Consider the following 18006-nt stretch of genomic DNA (forward strand, 5'->3'; position numbering starts at 1 on the left):
GCAGGGGGCACGCAGTCACCGATCCGGGTTGGTGGCCGCGCCGTCGAGCCAGAGCGTGGCGGAGGCGTCCGCGTGCGAGCCACCGGTACCGACGTGTTTCTCGCTGATCTCGGGTCCCTTGGTGATCACGTGGACCAAGGCCATGCCGTGGCCGCGCCCGAGGTTTTGAGCCAGGCCAGAATCGGGCCGGCCTTCGTCCCCGGACCGAAGCCATTCTCCGACGCCTTGGCCACGAGCTCGCGCGGCGTGAGCCCGGTCCTCTTCTCGATGGTGTCGAGGTACGCCTGGAAGGACATGCGATTCTCCCGTGAGTGGTGGCTGGACCGGCGGTGTGCCGTCGATTATCGCGCAGACCCCGGGCCGACCGACCGCGGTTGGTCGTAACTGCTGCGATCTTGGTCGTCACCACTGCGGCGGACACGCGGGATCATCGCAATGGTGACGACAAAGTCGGCAGTGAATCACGGGCACTCAGTATCGCGGGCGCTGAGAGGACGCCCGCAGCAGACGGAGCAGGCGCCGAGGGCGTGGCCACCGAGAAGAACAGGGCCCGCCGAAAGAACAGGGCCCGCCGAGAAGAACAGGGCCCGCCGAAAAGAACGATGCCCCCGCAGCCCTCGAATAGCGGGCAGCGGGGGCATCCGTGTCAGCAGGGACGGCAATCACGCCCTGCCTGAACGGTCGGTCCGACAATCAGACCTCGTCGGCCACCGGGGCGCTCGGGAGCTTGGCGGCGTCGCTGCGCAGGCGGAGCGAGACCGCGATCATGATCAGCCCGACGATCACGCCGAACCAGCCGGCGAACGGCAGGAAATTCTCGATGGTCGACGGCCCGAACAGCGCCAGGCCGAGTCCCACCACGGCGATCACAACGCCGACCGCACCCATGATCCACGCGTTGGCGACGACCGTCCGGAGGGTGGAGGCGCCGTAGGCCAGCAGCGCACCGGAGGCGATCAGCCAGATCGCGAAGAGCAGCACCAGCGCGGTCACGGTGATGGACGGCCAGAACAGCACGACCAGGCCGAGCACGATGAAGAGCGCGCCGCCCCCGATGAACAGGCTCGAGGAGCCACTGTGCCCGCGCAGCCCGAGGCCCGTGGTGATGGTCATGGCGCCGTCGGCGATCGCGAACGCGGCCACGAGGAACACGGCGAGCGTGAGGCTAGAGCCGGGCGCGACCAGCGCGGTGAGGCCGAGGACGAGCGCCAGGACACCGCGGATCAGCTGGACCCACCAGTTGCGGGTGAGGGACGTGATCATTGCTTCCACCTCTCTGTCAGCGGGCTCTCAGCCCGTACGCCTAGTGATCATGCCCGTAATTCGGATCTACGGCAGTCCACTGTGAGGCATTGGACTCTAGTAGGTATCCGCCGGTGTCCGCGGGTGCCGGCAGCGCGCGCCGGTGTCTACGGGTGACCGCCGACGCCGGCGGGGGCGTGGGGCGAGGCCGCCAGATCAGAGGTTGGCGAAGAAGTCCGCCCAGTAGAAGTCCCAGAACGCCCACAGGATGATCCCGGCAACGGCGAGGTACCAGATCACGACGGGCACGAGGTGCCAGCTCTGCAGTGCCCGGACCCAGCCGGCGCGGGTGAGTTTGCCCAGCACGTGCAGCAGCGTGTACCAGAACATGGGGATGGTGGTGGCCCACACGACCATGCACCACGGGCACAGCACCTGGATCTCGAAGATCGACTGGAACGCCAGCCAGTGCACGAACCCCGCGGCGAATGTCAGGCCGAGCAGCGCGCCCACCCAGTACCAGCGCGGGAACCGCACGCCGGACGCGGCGGCCACACCGATCGCGATCACGATGCCGTAGCCGATCAGCCCGATGAACGGGTTGGGGAACCCGAACGCCGCACCCTGCTCGGAGTTGATGACGCTCTTGCAGCTCATCAGGATGGAGAAGTTACAGGCCGGCGTGTAGTCCGGGTTCTCCAGCAGCCGGATCTTGTCCAGGCTCAGCTGGAACGACGCGAGCAGCGCGAGGGCGGAGCCGATGGTCAGCAGGACGCCGATCCAGCGGTCGGTGAACAGCCGCGAACCCACGTCGCCCCGGTCGGCCGGCGCCCGGTCGGTGGCGGTGGGGGCGATGGTCACCGGGCCGGCCGGCTCGTCGGCGGGGTCGACCTGCTCGGCGTCTGTGGTCTCGCGCATAGGCACAGGGTACCGGCGCGCCGCCGCCTCTAGACTGAGAGATCTGGTGCGTCGGTCGTGGCGCACCCCCCGTCGGGCGCGGGCTGTCGTAGGTCGCTGGTTGACTGTCCCTCGACGATCGACCGCCGGCCGACATCCCGTCCGAACAACACCTCGCACCGTTTCTCACCCGGAGGCAGAACACGCGTGACCACCACCGCCACCGCCACGAACATCCCCGCCGCGGGCGCTCCCGCAGCCCTCGCCGGTCTGGCGGGTGCTGTTCTCGCGAACCCGGCGCTGGCCGACCTGCGTGAGGGGCTGGGCCGGGACGCTGCGGTGGTGCGCTCGCCGGAGTCGCTGCGGCCGTTCCTGGTGACGGCGTTGGCGCAGCAGGCGCCGCTGCTGGTGGTCACCGCCACCGAGCGCGAGTGTGAGGAGCTGGCCGACGAGCTGGCGGGGATTTATGACGACGACGAGGTGGCCCAGTTCCCGAGCTGGGAAACCCTGCCCCATGAACGTCTCTCGCCTGCGGCTGACACGATCGGTCGCCGCCTGAGGGTGCTCAGTGCCGTGATGTCCGGTCACGCGCCGCGGGTCGTGGTGGCGGCGGCGCGATCGGTGGTGCAGCCCATCTCTCCGGGGGCGGCCCGTCGGAAGCCGGTCCGCTTGGTCACGGGGGCGGAGCTCGACCCGGCGGACCTGCTGGCGGAGCTGACGGAGTTCGCGTACGTGCGCGAGGACATGGTGGCCCGTCGCGGGGATGTGGCGGTGCGCGGCGGCATCGTGGACGTGTTCCCCACGACGGCGGACCACCCGCTGCGCATCGAGTTCGAGGGCGACACGATCGCCGAGATCCGGGAGTTCTCGGTGGCCGACCAACGCTCGCTGCCGGAGGGCGAGAAGGACTCTGCCACGCTCTACCCGTGCCGCGAGCTGCTGCTGGACGAGGACGTGCGCGCCCGGGCCCGCGAGCTGGCCACCGAGCACGACGCCAATCCGACGCTGGTCGAGCTGCTCGATTCGCTGGCCGAGGGCATCCCGCGCGACGGTATGGAGGCGCTGACCTCGGTGTTGGTGCCGGGCGAGATGGCCACGCTGCCGATGCTCATGGCCGAGGGCACCCGGGTCGTGGTGTGCGACCCGGACAAGGTCCGCCGTCGCGCCGGTGACCTGGCGGCCGCCGGCCGGGAGTTCCTCGAGGCCTCGTGGACCGCGGCCACCATGGGCGGCGACGCCCCAGTGGACAGCGAGACTCTGGACCTGTCCGGCTCCGGGTACCGCACGTTCTCGTCGATCCGCGAAGAGGCGCAGGAGGCCGGCGTGCCGTGGTGGCAGCTCGTGCCGAGCGGCTTCCTCACCGAGGCCGAGGACGGTCTGACCATCACCGTCGAGGCCGGCGACCCGCCCTCACCGCGTGGCAAGGACTCCGAGATGGAGGCCATGTTCACCCGGCTGCGCGCGCTCGTCGGCAGCGGGGGCCGGGCGGCGGTCGTGGTCCCGGGCCACGGCACCGTCGCCCGCGTCAAGGAGCGCCTGGCCGAGGCGGAGGTCCCGGCCACCGCGGCCGAGGTCGGCGCCGAGCCCGCCGCCGGATTGGTGACGATCTACGAGGCGGTCCTGCACGCCGGCTTCGCGCTCACCGGAGGTGAGGGTGCTGCGGGTGGTGACGGTCTCGTCGTCGTCTCCGAAACGGACCTCACCGGCAACCGGCTCGGCGCCACCACACGCCCCAAGGCGCGACACTCCAAGCGCCGCAACCAGGTCGACCCTCTCGCGCTCAAGGCCGGGGACCTGGTGGTCCACGACCAGCACGGCATCGGCCGGTTCGTGGAGATGGTCGAGCGGCAGGTGCGCGGCGGTGACGGCTCGTCGCGGCGCGAGTACCTGGTGATCGAGTACGCGCCCGGCAAACGAGGCGCCGCCGGGGACCGTTTGTACGTGCCCATGGAGTCCCTCGGCCAGCTCAGCCGCTACGTCGGCGGTGAGGCTCCGACGCTGTCCAAGATGGGTGGCGCGGACTGGCAGAACACCAAGCGCAAGGCCCGCAAGGCCGTCCGCGAGATCGCCACCGAGCTCGTCCAGCTCTACGCCAAGCGGCAGTCCGCGCCCGGGCGCGCGTTCGGGCCGGACACCCCGTGGCAGCGGGAGATGGAGGACGCGTTCCCGTTCACCGAGACCATCGATCAGCTCAGTGCGATCGAGGAGGTCAAGGGGGACATGCAGAAGCCCGCGCCGATGGATCGCGTGGTGGTGGGCGATGTGGGCTACGGCAAGACCGAGGTCGCGGTGCGGGCGGCGTTCAAGGCCGTGCAGGACGGCACCCAGGTTGCCGTGTTGGTGCCCACCACGCTGCTCGCGCAGCAGCACCTGGCCACGTTCACCGAGCGCATGACCGGCTTCCCCGTGACCATCCGCGGACTGAGCCGGTTCACCTCCGATGCCGAGGCCAAGGAAGTCCTCGCCGGGTTGGCCGACGGGACGGTCGACGTGGTGATCGGAACGCACCGCTTGCTCGCGACGGGTGTGCGGTGGAAGAACCTGGGCCTGGTGATCGTCGACGAGGAGCAGCGCTTCGGCGTGGAGCACAAGGAGCACATCACCTCCCTGCGAACCCACGTGGACGTGCTGACCATGTCCGCCACGCCGATCCCGCGAACGCTGGAGATGTCGCTCGCGGGGATCCGCGAGATGAGCCAGATCCTCACCCCGCCCGAGGAACGCCTGCCCGTGCTGACGTACGTGGGCGCGTACTCGGACAAGCACGTCGCGGCCGCGATCCGCCGTGAGCTCCTGCGCGAGGGGCAGGTGTTCTACGTGCACAACCGCGTGCGGACCATCGACTCCACGGCCGCCCGGATCCGGGACCTCGTGCCCGAGGCGCGCGTGGTGGTGGCGCACGGGCAGATGGGGGAGGAGCAGCTCGAGCAGACAGTCGGCGGCTTCTGGAACCGCGAGTACGACGTGCTGGTGTGTACGACCATCGTCGAGACCGGCCTGGACATCTCCAACGCCAACACCCTGATCGTGGACCGCTCGGACCAGTTGGGGTTGTCGCAGATGCACCAGCTGCGCGGGCGCGTGGGCCGGTCGCGCGAGCGCGGCTACGCCTACTTCCTCTACGACCCGGAGAAGACGCTCACCGAGACCGCCTACGACCGGCTGGCCACGATCGCCCAGAACAACGATCTCGGCGCCGGCATGGCCGTGGCCATGAAGGACCTCGAACTGCGCGGGGCCGGCAACGTGCTGGGCGCCGAGCAGTCCGGGCACATCGCGGGCGTCGGCTTTGACCTCTACATCCGTCTGGTCGGCGAGGCGGTGGAGGCGTACCGCGCGATCGCGGACGGCGAGAAGGTCGAGGTGGAGGAGGAGCTCGGCGAGATCCGCATCGAGCTGCCCGTCGACGCGTTCATCCCGCCCGAGTATGTGGACGGCGACCGGCTGCGGCTCGAGGCGTACCGCAAGCTCTCGCAGGCGCGCGAGCCGGCTGACATCGACGCGGTGGTCGAGGAGCTCGTCGACCGATACGGTCCGCTGCCCGTCGAGGCACGTCGGGTGGTGTCCGTGGCGCGATTGCGGCTGGTGGCGCAGAAGTACCGGGTCCGCGAGATCGTGATCGCCGGTTCCCGGCTGCGTGTCGGCCCGCTCGACCTGCTCGATTCCCAACAGATGCGGCTCAAGCGCATGTACCCGGCCGCGCAGTACCGGGCCACGCAGAAGACCGTGCTGCTGCCGCTGCCCAAGGCGGCGGGCGCGCGAGCTGGTGCGGGGGGCGAGAAGGCGCGCGACGACGAGATGCTGCAGTATGCCGCCGACTTCCTGACCGCCATGGCCGGCGACCCGGAGGGCTCCAACCCGGTCGTCCAGCCGGAGACCGCGCCGATGGCGACGTCGGCCGGGGCGTCGGGGACTGCGGCGGCGGGGCCCGGTGCGTCGCGGCCCGCGGCGCGATGAGCCACGAGCCCGCCGACCATCGAGAAGAGGGTTTCGCGCAGAATCACTCGGGCGATGTGGGCGAAACCCTCTTCTCGACGGGGGGTGGGCCGACGGCGGGGGACCGCAACGAGGGTCACGACCGGCTGGCCGAGGCCGTGGCCCTCATGACCCGGATCCGTCGCGACGGGGAGTGGGAGTCGTCCCAGACGCATGCCTCGCTGCTGCCGTACCTCATCGAGGAGTCCTGGGAGCTGGTCGACGCGGTGGCCGACGGCGATCGCGACGAGCTGATCTCCGAGCTCGGCGACCTGCTGCTGCAGGTGCTGTTCCACGCCGCGATCGGCGCGGAGCGGACCGAGGGTGCGTTCGACGTTCAGGACGTGGCCGGAGCACTGCTCGACAAGCTTCGTCGTCGGGCGCCCTACTGGTTCACCGACGCGGACGGTGACGGTACGTACCAGTCGGACAGCCTCGACTCCGCCGAACAGGACCGGCTGTGGCAGGAGGCCAAACAGGCGGAGAAGCGCGCTGCCGAGCGCGCCGGCCGCCCGCCCCGGTCGGTGGTGGACGGCATCTCGTGGGACCAGCCCGCGCTCGCACTGGGACAGAAGGTGCTGGGCCGCGCCCGCTCGGCCGGCCTCCCCGACGACCTGATACCGGAGGTCATGCGGATCGTCCGCGTGGACCCGGTGGGCGTCTTCCACGAATCGGGCTCAGCCGAGGTCTCCTACCGGCAGGTCGTCCGCGCCTTCGCCGACCGGGTTCGCGCCGCCGAATCCGCGCTCCGCGTGCCTGCCGCCCAGGCCACTCCGGCCGACTGGCGCGCCGCCTGGCCCGCCTGACAAGCCCTGCCTGACGCACTCGCCTGAAGCACTCGCCTGACGGGCTCGCTTGAAGCGCGGCCGCGCGCGTGACCTGCCATTGCACGCATGCCTGCCTGCGGGGGGGCGCGTTGTGGAATCGGCCAAGACGACCTCGGCGCGGGCGAGGTCGCCCCACCAGCGAATTCGTCAAAAAAGTCTGTGCGCTGCAGTCCAGATGTCGCGAGCGGCGCGGGGCCGGGAAGCCGCGTTTGTAGATTCCGACAAAGCGGTCTGACCAGTACGGTTCTCAGTTTCTCCCCAGGTTTCACTATGCTCTGATCGTTCGTACAACAAATTAAGAGGGAAAGGGGCAGATGGGTTTGCTCAGCACAACTGCATTGAGCGCTACGGCTGTCGTTCTTCTCCTGCTGTTGTTCTATGGCGGGACGATGTTCATGTCGATGCGGATCGCGCGTCGTGACGAGAACGCGGACAGTTACATGACGGCTGGCCACAAGATCGGCTTCGGCATCTCGGCCGCGTCGATGACCGCGACCTGGATCTGGGCGTCATCCATGTACGCCTCGGTCAACTCGGGCTACCTCTACGGAGTGTCCGGTCCGATTCATTACGGGCTCTGGGGTGCCCTGATGATCCTGTTCATCTACCCCTTCGGTCGGCGGATCCGGAAGGTCGCGCCGCAGGCACACACGCTCGCAGAGGTCATGTTCGCCCGCCACGGCCGGTCCTCCCAGCTCATGCTGGCCGGATCCAACATCCTCGGTTCCGTCATCTCGTTGACGTCGAACTTCATCGCCGGTGGCGCGCTGATCTCCATGCTCAGCCCGTTCAGCTTCATCCAGGGCGTCATCGTGATCGCCGGTGGCGTGCTGCTGTACACGCTGTGGTCGGGTTTCCGCGCCTCGGTCCTGACGGACTTTGCGCAGGTGCTGGCGATGCTGGGTGCGGTGGTCATCATCGTGCCGTCGATCTTCTTCTTCCTGGGCGGAGTCGAGTTGTTCTCTTCCGGCGCCCAGAACCTGACGCCGCAGCAGCAGTCGTTCTTCTCCTCTGACGCGTTCCTCAACCAGGGCGCGCCCTACATCGCCGCCGTCCTGGCGTACGCGATCGGTAACCAGACGATCGCGCAGCGCCTGTTCGCGGTGCGCGAGGATCTCATCAAGCCGACGTTCATCACGGCGACGATCGGCTACGGCGCCACGATCATCGGCATCGGCATGGTCGGCGTGCTCGCGCTGTACGCGGGCATCTCGCCGGCTGATGGCGACCCGAACAACCTGTTGCCGCAGGTGGCGGCCGAGTACCTGCCGGGCCTGCTGGTCGCGGTGTTCTTCATCATGATCATCGGTTCGCTCTCGTCGACCGCGGACTCGGATCTGGCGGCCATGTCGTCGATCGCGATGACGGACGTCTACGGCCAGAGCATGCGCAGCCGGGGCCGGATCCCGAACCCGCGCACGATGCTCACGATCGGCCGCATCACGATGATCCTGGCGACGGTCGCCGCGCTGGTGTTCGCCAACATCCGGTTCAACATCCTGGACCTGTTGGTCTTCGTCGGCGCGCTCTGGGGCGCGTTGGTGTTCCCGGTGATCGCGAGCTTCTACTGGAAGAAGGTCACCAACTCGGCGTTCACGGTGTCCGTGCTGGTGGCGCTGGCGGTCTTCCTGCCCACGCGCTTCGGGCTCATCCCGGACACGGGTGTGGCGCCGTGGATCATCGAGGCGCTGGCCGTCGTCGGTGTCGGCGTGGTGTTGGGCCTGATGGTGTTCGGTTTCTTCGGCACACGCGCCGCGCTCATCATCGGCGGAATCGCCGCGGTGGTCAGTGCGCCGTTCGTGTTCGGCTTCCTGCGCGACTACGACACGCTGACGGCGTCGCTCGTGGCGTACGCGGTGAGCACGATCGTCTGTTTCGCGATGTCGGTGCGCAGTTCGATGGAGTTCGACTTCGCCAAGATCGCCCGTCGCACCGCCGACTACGACACCGAGGAGGTGGCCGAGGCCCTCGAGGAGGAGGCCGAGGAGCACTCCGAGGCGGTGTCGGCCGGGCGCGATGCGCGCCGGTCGGATGATGACGACGACGACAAAATCCACGTCTAAAGGAAAGGAAGGCGGACTACTCATGTCACCGATTCTGCTGACGATCTATGTACTCATCTGGCCCGTGATCGTGGCCGGCACGCTCGCCGTGATCGTGCGGGGCTTCGCCAAGGAGGCTCTCGAGGCGAAGGAAGAGGGCGTGCCGATCATCTAGGACGGCCACCGTCGTCTCGCTGCTGACAGGCGGACGGGCGGGTCTCCGGCAGGGGCCGGGCTGCGCGACCACGGGTTGCGCAGCCCGGCCCTTGCTTTTCTGACGCCTATAGTCCGGATTCCCGGGTTCTGTCGGCACAGCTGCGAAGAGTGTTGGGGCCAGCGCGGCGACACCCCGGCCCCGTCGCAGTGGTGTCGACAAACTTCGGCCGGTCGGCCGGCCGGCTGGTCAGCCCGGGCCGCGTGTCAGGCCGGGCGGCGGATCATGACCGTCGACGCCTGACCGGGCAGGGTGGGCACCCGGCCGACGGCCTCGAACCCGAAGCGCTCGTAGAGGCGGCGGCTGCCCGGGGAGGTTGCCTCGAGCGCCGCCAGAGTCGTTGCGGAGGCGTCGATCGCGGCGAGGCGGTGCGTGAGCAAGGCCGACCCGACGCCTTTGCCGCGGGCCTGCGGGCCGGCGGCGATGTCGTGCAGGTACCAGTGCGGCTCGAGCGGCCGGTACACCTCCACCGCGAGGGTGTGGGCGAGGCCGCGGGCCCCCGGCAGCCGGCTCACGATGCGCTGGACGACCCGCCATGTCGAGCGCAGGAGGGCAGTGGGACGCGATTCGGACCGGGGTGCCTCCCACAGCAGGGCACCGACGATCTGATGCCCGTCCACGGCAACGTCGGCGAGCTCGGGGTGGCGGCGCACCCGGTGACGATAGTGCGCCTCGAGTTTCTTCGGTCGGGTGGCGGGGTCGGAGTAGGACATCGCCCACGCGGGGTCGTCGCGGAACGCCTCGGCGAGGAGGTTCGCGACGTTCTGCGCGTCTGCTGAGGTCGCGGGGCGGATGGTCACCATGTGGTTCAAGATATTCGTTCGGGCCCGGCGGAGTCGAGGAAGGGTCGCGGCTCGGGCAGGATCCTTCGCAGGATGTCGGCCACGGTCAGCACCCCGACGAACGTCCGGTCCTCGGTCACCACCATGAGTTGCTCGCTGCGCTCCCGCGCTTTGGCCAGCGCCTCGTACACGGGCGTCGCCCGGTCCAGGCACATCGCGGTGCGGGCCAGTGGTCGGGCGGGGGCGTCGTCGGGTTCGAGCAGCGTGTCGCGCACATGCACCACCTCCGGATCGCGGCGCCGACCGCCGTCGGGCCCCGGCTCCTCGAGGATCAGGATCCGCATGTGGTCGGTGCGTGCGGCGGCGTCCTGCACCTGTGCCACGGTGGCGTCGGCGGCCACCGCGGTCGGCGCCCGCCCGGAGTCCACGAGGCCGCCGACGGTGAGGTGCTCCAGTTCGAGGGCGCCGGCCAGCGGGGAGCGGATGGACGCCTCCAGCGCGCCGACCGACGCCGAGTGCTCGACGAGTTGCCGGATGGTGTCGGCGTCCTGCCCGCCCACTGCCGCGCGGTCCACCGGCTCGACCCCGCTGGCGGACACGAGCCTGTTGGCCATGCGGTTGATCCACAGCAGCAGCGGCCGGAACACCCAGGTGAACGCCCGCGCCGGCACGCCGACCAGCCGGGCGGCCCGCTCGGGATCGGCGATCACCCACGACTTGGGAGCCATCTCGCCCACGACGAGGTGCAGGAACGTCACCAGCAATAGCGACAGCACGAACGATGCACCGCCGGCCACCCCGCCGGGAATCCCGAGCGAGCCGAGCGCGGGCCCGAGCCAGGCGTCCACGGCGGGTTTGGTCACGGCGCCGAGCGCGAACGTGCAGACGGTGATCCCGAGTTGCGCCCCGGCGAGCATCACGGTGAGCTCGTCGATGCCGCGGATCGCCGCCCGAGCCGACGCGCTGCGCGGGGCGTCGACCTCCAGCCGGTGGCGGCGTGCGCCGAGGAGGGAGAACTCGGTGATCACGAAGAACGCGCTCGCCGCGATCAGGCCGAGAGTGATGATGACGACGACAACGGGACTGCTCATCACAGACCGCCGATGTCGTCGTTGTCGTCGTCGACTTCCACCAGGCTGACCAGTACCTCGGCGGGGACGCGGTGTTCGACCCTGGCCACCGTGATCTCGACGGCGTACCGGCGCGGATCGGAGGCGACGAACTCGCGCGGTTCGACCGGCAGTCCGACGGTGATCGTCTGGCCCTCCTCGGGGAGTTCGCGGTGGGCGGCGATGGTCAGGCCGGCGATGGTCTCGAAGTCGCCGTGCGGGAGTTGGTGGCCGAGGGCGCGCTCGACCTCGTCGATGTGGACCCCGCCGTCGATGCGCCAGCGGTTCTCGCCGTCGGCCACGATGACGTTGTCGAACCGCGCGTCGTGCTCGTCGGTGAGCTCGCCGATCACCTCCTCGGCCATGTCCTCGATGGTCAGCACGCCGGCGAATCCGCCGAACTCGTCGACCACCGCCGCCAGCTGCGTGCGTTCGCCGGTGAGCTTGGCGAGCGCGTCGGGCAGCGGCATGAGTGCGGGCAGCACGACCGGAGGGCGCATGAGGTCGGCGACGGTCGCGTCCGGGTCGGCGCCGTGGTGCAGGAGGTCGGACAGCTGGATCACGCCGAGGGGCTCGTCGTCGGCGACCACCGGGTAGCGGGAGTGGCCCCGGGCCATGAGTTCGCGGACCTCGGACACGGTGAGCTGCGGTGGGACGGTGCTGGTCTGGGCGCGTGGGATCATGGCGTGCTCGACGGTGCGGTCAGGAAAATCGAGGATCCGGTCGATGAGCATCGAGAGCTGCACGGGCAGTTCGCCGCTCGCTCGGGAGTCGGCGACGATGCGCTCCAGATCGGCCGCCGTGGCCGAGGAGTCCAGATCCTCCGCGGGCTCGACCTTGACCAGCCGGAGCAGGCCGGCAGAGGCGCGGTCGAACACGATGATCAGCCAGCCGAACACCGCCAGATAGATGCGGGTCGAGCGGGCGAGTGCGCGGGCGAGCGGTTCGGGGGCGGCGATCGCGAGGTTCTTGGGGTACAGCTCGCCGAAGATCATCTGCACGATCGTGGACGCCGCCAGGGCGAGCACGGTGCCGACGCTGACGCTCACCGCCGCGGGCACGCCCGCCACGCCGAGGAGTTCACCCAGCGATTCGCCGACCAGCGGCTCGGCCACGAAACCCACGAGCAGGCCGGTCACCGTGATGCCCAGCTGCGCGCCGGAGAGCATGAAGGACGTGCGTTCGGTGATCTTGAGGACACGCCCCGCCGTGGCGTCGCCGGCCTCGGCCTGCGCGGCCAGGCGGTTGCGGTCGACGGACATGTACGAGAATTCCTGCGCCACGAAGTAGCCGTTGGCCGCGATGATCACCAGGATCGTCACGATCCCCAGCAGGAGAACCAGAATCGTCGTGAACATGGTGTGGCCGAGGGTACGTGCCCGACCGGCCCGGGCTCACCGCTTCAGGTCACGGCGCCCAGAACGACCAGGCCCGCGGCCCCGCAGGCGGCCGCCACCAGCAGGGAGGCGAGGGTGCCGATGATGAAGCGCTCACTCACCGCCGGGTTCTCCCGGATCTCGGGGTAGCGGCCCAGGGCCTTGATCGCCACCACCACGGCGGCCAGCTCGAACCGGCCCGCGAGGATCGCGGCGGTCAGGCCCACGCGTTCGAGGATCCCGATCCACATCCCGCCGCGCAGCACCTCGCGGACCCCGCCGTCCGGGGGCGCGCTCTCGCGTCGGCTCACCACGGGGCTGCGCTTGTCTCCGCTGATCTCGACCGTGGGTGGCTCGGGCACGCGCGCCGAGCGCAGGACGAGCGAGGCGATGGGCGAGCCGATCGCTGCCGAGACGACCAGCGTCGACAGCACCACCACGGCCACGGCGAGCCAGTCCGGCCAGGCGCTCATCGGTCGGCTCCTGTTCCCGTCGTGGGATCGGATCCGACGCGAGCGCGGCCGCCGTCGCGGGGGTCGGCGCCGGTCGCGGCGGCGTGGGCGCCCGCGAGGAGCCGGTCGAGCGCGGGGTAGGCGGCCCGCTCCTGCCGGATGTGTGACAGGCGTAGAGCCCCGGCGACGGAGGTCGGTGTGATGCCCAGCTCCTCGGCGGCCGCGGCCTGGGTGGGGGAGCGGTCGACCGCGTCTACGGCGCGCCACTGCGCCTCGGTCCGCTCGAGCACGAGCCTTGCGACGAGCGTCCACACGGCTTCGCAGTCGGCGGCCCAGGCGGTCGCCTCCGCGCCGGAATCGCCCGGAACGCGCACCGCGACGGAGCCGGTCATCGACTTGGCCGCTTCCACCGCTTCACGTGCTGCCAGGTAGGCGGGCCCCCGGCCGGCGCGGGTGCCGGTGGCGAACGAGTCGTCATCGACCTCTCCCACCCCGACCCCGCAGTGCCAGTCGCCGTCGCGCAGTGTCGTGAGTAGCGCGGCGCGGACGGCGGCCGGCTCGTCGAGCAGCCCCTGGACCTCGTCGCCGGCGGTGCGCTCGAACGCGGCGACGCACGGCACCTCCGCTTCCGCGAGCGCCTCGAGGAGCCGCGGCACGCGGTCCTGGCTGGTGCGGCTGTGTCGCTGGTCGATCGTCAGCACGTACATGCGGTGATCGTGCCACACACTGCTGACATGAGGTGGAATAGCCACATAGTCGTAAATGTGCCGAAAGTGCCTCATCTCGCGAACTGAGGTCCGAGGGTCCTGTGGGCGGGTGCGTGCGCGGGCACCGGGCGGATGGGCGATGCGCGAAGGGGTCGGCGTCCGCCCGTCCCGAGTTTCAGTCGATTTTGGGACGCCCGATGTCCGCCTTGGCCGTGCCGAACGTCTCGCGCTCCTGGCGGGCGTACACCCTCCGGCCCCAGTCCTCGAGGCGGGCGCGACCGAACGGCGTGCGGTAGCGCAGCGTGTTGAGTCCGGCGATGTAGAAGTGGGCCCACGGCGGACGGACGGGCAAGCCGAACTCGCGCATCGACTCGCGCCCGAGAAACACGGTGAGCATGCTGAGCAGCCGCTCGTAGGCGAACCACGCCTGGACGCGGGGGAGCGGCCCCGCCCGGTGGCGGTCACGATGCGCCTGCACCAGTGCCTGCGTGAGCTGTGGGCCGGCCTCGCTGAGGTCGGCCTGAGCCTGCAGGATGTGGTAGTTGATGCGGTGCCGCTCGCGCTCGCGCTCGACCAGCATGTCCTCGTCCACGCCGAGCAGCCAGCCGACATAGCGCCACACGTGCATGATGTCGGCGGACTCCTGCCTGCTGACCGGCACGCCGAGCACGCGCACGCCGAGGAGCACCACGGCGTCGAAGAGGCCGAGAGTCGAAGCCAGGTCCGTCTGATTGATGGGCAGGCCCCACTGATCGACGTCCCACCGCGGCTCCATGGAGTCATTGACGACCGCGTGCATGGCCCGGACATGGCCCGTGAGCCGCCAGGCCTCACCGTGCGGGTCCAGCCCGCCGGGCAGCGAGAGCTTCATGGCCCAGTGCTGCGTCTCGGCGAGGCGGCGCAGGGTGGTGCCGCCGGTCAGGCCCCCGGTGGCCACCAGCAGGTCGGATGGGCCGCCGAAGCGGTAGCCGCCGATGAGCGAGAGCTGCAGCAGTACGTCGGCCGCATTCTGTCCGAACCGCAGGTAGGCCTTCTGGCCGCGGGCGATCCGGTCCCAGTCGACCCAGTCCGGGGTGGCTTCGAGTGTCTCGAGGTATTCGACGAGGACCGGCGCCACGCCGTCGCGCTCACGCAGACCCGCGGACCCGATCTCAAGGGCCTCACTGAGCTGCCGGTGGGTCACCGAACCCGGCTCACCCTTGCGCTTGCGCATGGCCTTGGCCAGGCGACTGCCGAGCTCGTCCTTCTCGGTGAAGCCACGGCCGAGACGGTCCATCAACTCCTCGTCGAGGTCCTCGACCTTGGCCACACGCTTCAGCGTGCGACCCATTCGCTCAGACCGCTCCTCTGCGGCGCGGTGACGGCCCGGAAACATGGTGGTGGTCATGGAGGTAACTATGACGCGAGTATTTACTCGCATACAATTCGCGTTCATGAGAAGGGTTCCCCAGCAGGCGCGATCCCGCGCGATGGTCGAGCGGATCGTGGAGGCGGCTCGCATCGTGCTCGTGCGCGACGGCTACGAATCGTTCACCACCAACCGCGTCGCCGACGAGGCCGCGGTCAGTCCGGGCTCGCTGTACCAGTACTTCCCGGACAAGTCGGCGCTGGTCACGGAGGTGATGAATCGCTGGTCGGCGGAGATCTCCGACCGGGTCGCGGCCTCTCTCGCGGCTTCGGGTCCCGTCGACGTGCGGGACCCGGGGACCGTCCGGGCGATCGCCGATGCGTTGCTCACCGCGATCGAGGCCGATGCTGGTCTGCTGCGGATCGTGTGGGAGGAGTTGCCCGCCGTGCGTCATCGTGCCGCGCAGCACGCGCTCGAACAGCGGGTCCGCGAACTGCTGGCCGTGTACCTCGCCGCCGCGGGCGCGACCTCGGTCGACCCGGCTGCCCGCGCGTGGGTGATCGTCATGGCCGTGGAGAACGTGGCCGTGCGCTGGGTGCTGGACCAGCCGCCGATCAGTCGGGACGCCCTGCTCGACGAGTTCAGCGCGCTGGCCGGCGGGTTCGGGGCGCGGTCGCGCTGAGTTCCCGGCCGCGGATGGGCGGTGCGGTGTAGCGGTGCGGTGAGGCGACAGGACGGTGAGGCCGAGATCACGCCCGGCCCGCCGGGGATCCGGGAAGACCCCGAGGCACGGCCGGACCGGGCTCGGGCAGACTGGCCTGCGATGTCCACTCGATTCACTCGCGCTCAGCGCGCCACCACAGCGACTGCGGGACTGCTGGTGCTGGCGGTGTTGTCGTCGTCGTGCTCCTACGGCCCCACCCGCGAGGCGCCCACGCCCATCCCGCCCGGGATCCCGCCCGGCGCCGGCGCCCCCGTGCCCGCCGTGGACATCCACGCGCCCGGCCGCACCTCCGACCAGCTGCGGCCGTGGGCCGAGGGCATCAACATGCAGATGAACATCCCGCTCGCCGCACTCGCCGCCTACGGCAACGCCGCCGAGACGATGCGCCAGACCCGGCCCGAGTGCAACCTCGCCTGGACGACGCTGGCGGGGATCGGGCATGTGGAGACCCGTCACGGTCGGTACCGGGGGGCGTCCCTGAACGACGACGGCTACGCGCTCCCGCCGATCATCGGCATCAAGCTCGACGGCTCCCCGGGCTTCGCCGAGATCCCCGATACCGACGGCGGTGAATGGGACGGCGACACCGAGCACGACCGCGCCGTGGGCCCGATGCAGTTCATCCCCGAGTCGTGGCGCAAGTACGGGCGCGACGCCAACGGCGACGGGCGGGCCGACCCCAACCAGATCGACGACGCCGCGATCGCCGCCGCCCGTCTGTTGTGCGAGAACGGGGGCGACCTCTCGGTGGCCGAGAACTGGCAGCGGGCGATCCTGGCCTACAACGCCTCGCAGGAGTACGTCATGCAGGTGCGGGACGCGGCTGCGGCGTATTCGGTGGGGACCACGGCGCCGTAACCCCCGGGCTCCCCGGCCGCACCCACCTACGATGGCTCTCATGCTGCGCACCGGCTGGTACGTCCCGGTCGAACCCCCCGACGAGTGCCTGCACCTGCTGCTGTGCGCGTGGACGGCCGTGCCCACGGGGCGACATCTGCTGGTCCCCGACGCGTGCTGCGACCTGCTGTGGCTGTCGTCGGGGCGCCTGCTGTTCTGCGGCCCGGAGACCACGGCGTGGTCGTTCGAACTGCCGCCGGGAACCACCGCGGTCGGCATCCGCTTCCGCCCGGGCGTTCCGGCTGCCCTGTTCGGACTCGATCTGTCGCGCTACCGCGAGGTGCGCGTGGAGGCCGCGGAGATTCTCGGCGAGGAGACCGCGGCGGGCTGGTCCGGGCGGATCGCCGCCGCGGGCGACCTCGGCTCGAGGCGAAACGCGCTGTGCGGCCTCGTGTCCGACCGATACGCCGCAGAGCGCCCCGATCCGTTCGCCGAGGCGATTCTCGCCCGACTGGCCGCTGCGCCCCACGACGACGTCACCGAGTTGGCGGCGGCCCTGTCCACCCACCCCCGGACCCTGCACCGGCGATGCCTGCGCCTGTTCGGCTACGCACCGTCCACCCTGGCGCGCCTGCTCCGGCTGCAGCGGTTCCTCGCGCTGGCGGCCACAGAGGAACGGCCGACGCTCGCCGGGCTGGCGGCGGACTCGAGCTACGTCGACCAGGCCCACCTCGGCCGCGAGTGCCGCCGGATCTCGGGGAGGGCCCCGGCCGCGCTGCTGTCCGAGTACTTCTCGACGTTTCCGGACATGTCCGATCCGTACAAGAGCGGACGGCGGTTCGGTGCTTCGATGAGGCCATGAACGACACAACCAGTGAGCGCTACCGACGCCTCTCCCGCCAGTTCTCCGAGATGCTCGACGATGTCCCTGATGACGCGTGGTCCGCGCCCACGCCGTGCGCGGGCTGGGACGTGCGGGATGTGCTGCGGCACGTCGTGGACACGAACCGCGACTTCCTGGGCCGCCACGTCGAGCTCGATCCCGCGACCGGCGATCTGCGTGCCGACTGGGAGTCCGTGCGCACGCTCACCCAGGAGGTCCTGGACGACGGGCGTGGCGAGACGCAGTTCGAGGGCTACTTCGGGCCGACCACCATCGCCGAGGTGATCGACCGCTTCTACGGCACGGACCTCCTCGTGCACCGCTGGGATATCGCCCGCGCCGCCGGCACGCCCGAGCACGAGAGGTTGGACGACGCCGATGCCGCCCACTATCTGGAGGTCGCGCGCTCCAACGGCGACGCGCTGCGGATGGACGGTGTCTGCGGTCCGGAGGTCCCCGCCCCGGCCGACGCCACCACCGGTGAGCGACTCATCGCCTTTCTCGGCCGGCAGCCCCGCTGAGCGCCTGAGAGCCTGAACGCCGGTCCCGGCCGCCCGGGTGACCTCGCCGATCCGCCAACTCCGATCATCC

The 18006-nt window shown here is 70.2% G+C and carries 17 protein-coding genes; 8 read left to right on the forward strand and 9 right to left on the reverse strand.

What is annotated here, in order from left to right; all coding sequences use genetic code 11:
- Positions 1-125: 125 nt before the first annotated feature.
- The 3 genes from ACWIFB_RS09290 to ACWIFB_RS09300 all read right to left on the reverse strand — a co-directional run bounded on the left by ACWIFB_RS09290 (position 126) and on the right by ACWIFB_RS09300 (position 2160).
- Complete coding sequence (locus ACWIFB_RS09290) at positions 126-296, reverse strand: DUF4287 domain-containing protein (protein ID WP_454058077.1); 171 nt, start codon at positions 294-296, stop codon at positions 126-128.
- Positions 297-693: 397 nt separating this feature from the next.
- Entirely contained in the window at positions 694-1263 is a 570-nt protein-coding gene (locus ACWIFB_RS09295; RefSeq protein ID WP_454058078.1) for an HdeD family acid-resistance protein, read from the reverse strand.
- Positions 1264-1458: 195 nt separating this feature from the next.
- Entirely contained in the window at positions 1459-2160 is a 702-nt protein-coding gene (locus ACWIFB_RS09300; RefSeq protein WP_344994256.1) for a vitamin K epoxide reductase family protein, read from the reverse strand.
- A gap of 186 nt (positions 2161-2346) precedes the next feature.
- On the opposite strand from ACWIFB_RS09300, the gene mfd reads away from it, so the two are divergent.
- From mfd to ACWIFB_RS09320, 4 genes are all read left to right on the forward strand, one after another.
- Positions 2347-6096: a transcription-repair coupling factor gene (mfd, locus tag ACWIFB_RS09305; protein WP_454058079.1), complete on the forward strand. Its 3750-nt coding sequence runs from the start codon at positions 2347-2349 to the stop codon at positions 6094-6096.
- Positions 6093-6920 carry a MazG family protein gene (locus ACWIFB_RS09310; protein ID WP_454058080.1) on the forward strand — a complete coding sequence of 276 codons (828 nt, stop codon included), beginning with the start codon at positions 6093-6095 and terminating at the stop codon, positions 6918-6920. Before mfd ends, ACWIFB_RS09310 begins: the two co-directional genes overlap by 4 nt.
- Before the next feature lie 335 nt (positions 6921-7255).
- Entirely contained in the window at positions 7256-9004 is a 1749-nt protein-coding gene (locus ACWIFB_RS09315) for a sodium:solute symporter family protein (protein ID WP_454058081.1), read from the forward strand.
- A 22-nt stretch (positions 9005-9026) separates the two neighbouring features.
- A complete protein-coding gene (locus ACWIFB_RS09320) occupies positions 9027-9158 on the forward strand; it encodes a putative transporter small subunit (RefSeq protein ID WP_230930000.1) in 132 nt (43 codons plus the stop codon).
- 245 nt (positions 9159-9403) lie between these two features.
- Here ACWIFB_RS09320 and ACWIFB_RS09325 read toward each other — a convergent pair whose 3' ends face one another.
- From ACWIFB_RS09325 to ACWIFB_RS09350, 6 genes are all read right to left on the reverse strand, one after another.
- Positions 9404-10000 (reverse strand): N-acetyltransferase family protein, encoded by a 597-nt coding sequence (locus tag ACWIFB_RS09325; RefSeq protein ID WP_454058082.1) that lies wholly within the window; start codon positions 9998-10000, stop codon positions 9404-9406.
- Positions 10001-10005: 5 nt separating this feature from the next.
- Positions 10006-11070, reverse strand: a complete 1065-nt coding sequence (locus ACWIFB_RS09330; protein WP_454058083.1) for a CNNM domain-containing protein — start codon at positions 11068-11070, stop codon at positions 10006-10008.
- The gene (locus tag ACWIFB_RS09335; protein WP_454058084.1) at positions 11070-12446 is read right to left on the reverse strand and encodes a hemolysin family protein; all 1377 of its coding nucleotides are present in this window, start codon (positions 12444-12446) and stop codon (positions 11070-11072) included. The genes ACWIFB_RS09330 and ACWIFB_RS09335 overlap by 1 nt, the downstream gene beginning before the upstream one ends.
- A gap of 44 nt (positions 12447-12490) precedes the next feature.
- Complete coding sequence (locus tag ACWIFB_RS09340; RefSeq protein ID WP_452100626.1) at positions 12491-12937, reverse strand: hypothetical protein; 447 nt, start codon at positions 12935-12937, stop codon at positions 12491-12493.
- The gene (locus ACWIFB_RS09345) at positions 12934-13623 is read right to left on the reverse strand and encodes a hypothetical protein (protein ID WP_454058085.1); all 690 of its coding nucleotides are present in this window, start codon (positions 13621-13623) and stop codon (positions 12934-12936) included. The genes ACWIFB_RS09340 and ACWIFB_RS09345 overlap by 4 nt, the downstream gene beginning before the upstream one ends.
- Positions 13624-13798: 175 nt before the next feature.
- A complete protein-coding gene (locus ACWIFB_RS09350; protein WP_454058086.1) occupies positions 13799-15010 on the reverse strand; it encodes an oxygenase MpaB family protein in 1212 nt (403 codons plus the stop codon).
- 46 nt (positions 15011-15056) lie between these two features.
- On the opposite strand from ACWIFB_RS09350, the gene ACWIFB_RS09355 reads away from it, so the two are divergent.
- The 4 genes from ACWIFB_RS09355 (at position 15057) to ACWIFB_RS09370 (ending at position 17936) form a co-directional block, all read left to right on the forward strand.
- A complete protein-coding gene (locus ACWIFB_RS09355) occupies positions 15057-15653 on the forward strand; it encodes a TetR/AcrR family transcriptional regulator (protein WP_454058087.1) in 597 nt (198 codons plus the stop codon).
- A gap of 141 nt (positions 15654-15794) precedes the next feature.
- Complete coding sequence (locus ACWIFB_RS09360) at positions 15795-16553, forward strand: lytic transglycosylase domain-containing protein (RefSeq protein WP_454058088.1); 759 nt, start codon at positions 15795-15797, stop codon at positions 16551-16553.
- Positions 16554-16593: 40 nt separating this feature from the next.
- Positions 16594-17394 carry a helix-turn-helix domain-containing protein gene (locus tag ACWIFB_RS09365; protein ID WP_454058089.1) on the forward strand — a complete coding sequence of 267 codons (801 nt, stop codon included), beginning with the start codon at positions 16594-16596 and terminating at the stop codon, positions 17392-17394.
- Entirely contained in the window at positions 17391-17936 is a 546-nt protein-coding gene (locus ACWIFB_RS09370) for a TIGR03086 family metal-binding protein (RefSeq protein ID WP_452100618.1), read from the forward strand. The genes ACWIFB_RS09365 and ACWIFB_RS09370 overlap by 4 nt, the downstream gene beginning before the upstream one ends.
- Positions 17937-18006 lie beyond the last annotated feature (70 nt).

The sequence above is a fragment of the Dietzia sp. NPDC055340 genome (assembly GCF_053645335.1).

Bases quoted from the DNA above. Each gene is read 5' to 3' on its own strand.
- ACWIFB_RS09290 (WP_454058077.1), bottom strand. From the start codon at position 296: ATGTCCTTCCAGGCGTACCTCGACACCATCGAGAAGAGGACCGGGCTC.
- ACWIFB_RS09295 (WP_454058078.1), bottom strand. From the start codon at position 1,263: ATGATCACGTCCCTCACCCGCAACTGGTGGGTCCAGCTGATCCGCGGT.
- ACWIFB_RS09300 (WP_344994256.1), bottom strand. From the start codon at position 2,160: ATGCGCGAGACCACAGACGCCGAGCAGGTCGACCCCGCCGACGAGCCG.
- ACWIFB_RS09310 (WP_454058080.1), top strand. From the start codon at position 6,093: ATGAGCCACGAGCCCGCCGACCATCGAGAAGAGGGTTTCGCGCAGAAT.
- ACWIFB_RS09315 (WP_454058081.1), top strand. From the start codon at position 7,256: ATGGGTTTGCTCAGCACAACTGCATTGAGCGCTACGGCTGTCGTTCTT.
- ACWIFB_RS09320 (WP_230930000.1), top strand. From the start codon at position 9,027: ATGTCACCGATTCTGCTGACGATCTATGTACTCATCTGGCCCGTGATC.
- ACWIFB_RS09325 (WP_454058082.1), bottom strand. From the start codon at position 10,000: ATGGTGACCATCCGCCCCGCGACCTCAGCAGACGCGCAGAACGTCGCG.
- ACWIFB_RS09330 (WP_454058083.1), bottom strand. From the start codon at position 11,070: ATGAGCAGTCCCGTTGTCGTCGTCATCATCACTCTCGGCCTGATCGCG.
- ACWIFB_RS09335 (WP_454058084.1), bottom strand. From the start codon at position 12,446: ATGTTCACGACGATTCTGGTTCTCCTGCTGGGGATCGTGACGATCCTG.
- ACWIFB_RS09340 (WP_452100626.1), bottom strand. From the start codon at position 12,937: ATGAGCGCCTGGCCGGACTGGCTCGCCGTGGCCGTGGTGGTGCTGTCG.
- ACWIFB_RS09345 (WP_454058085.1), bottom strand. From the start codon at position 13,623: ATGTACGTGCTGACGATCGACCAGCGACACAGCCGCACCAGCCAGGAC.
- ACWIFB_RS09350 (WP_454058086.1), bottom strand. From the start codon at position 15,010: ATGACCACCACCATGTTTCCGGGCCGTCACCGCGCCGCAGAGGAGCGG.
- ACWIFB_RS09355 (WP_454058087.1), top strand. From the start codon at position 15,057: ATGAGAAGGGTTCCCCAGCAGGCGCGATCCCGCGCGATGGTCGAGCGG.
- ACWIFB_RS09360 (WP_454058088.1), top strand. From the start codon at position 15,795: ATGTCCACTCGATTCACTCGCGCTCAGCGCGCCACCACAGCGACTGCG.
- ACWIFB_RS09365 (WP_454058089.1), top strand. From the start codon at position 16,594: ATGCTGCGCACCGGCTGGTACGTCCCGGTCGAACCCCCCGACGAGTGC.
- ACWIFB_RS09370 (WP_452100618.1), top strand. From the start codon at position 17,391: ATGAACGACACAACCAGTGAGCGCTACCGACGCCTCTCCCGCCAGTTC.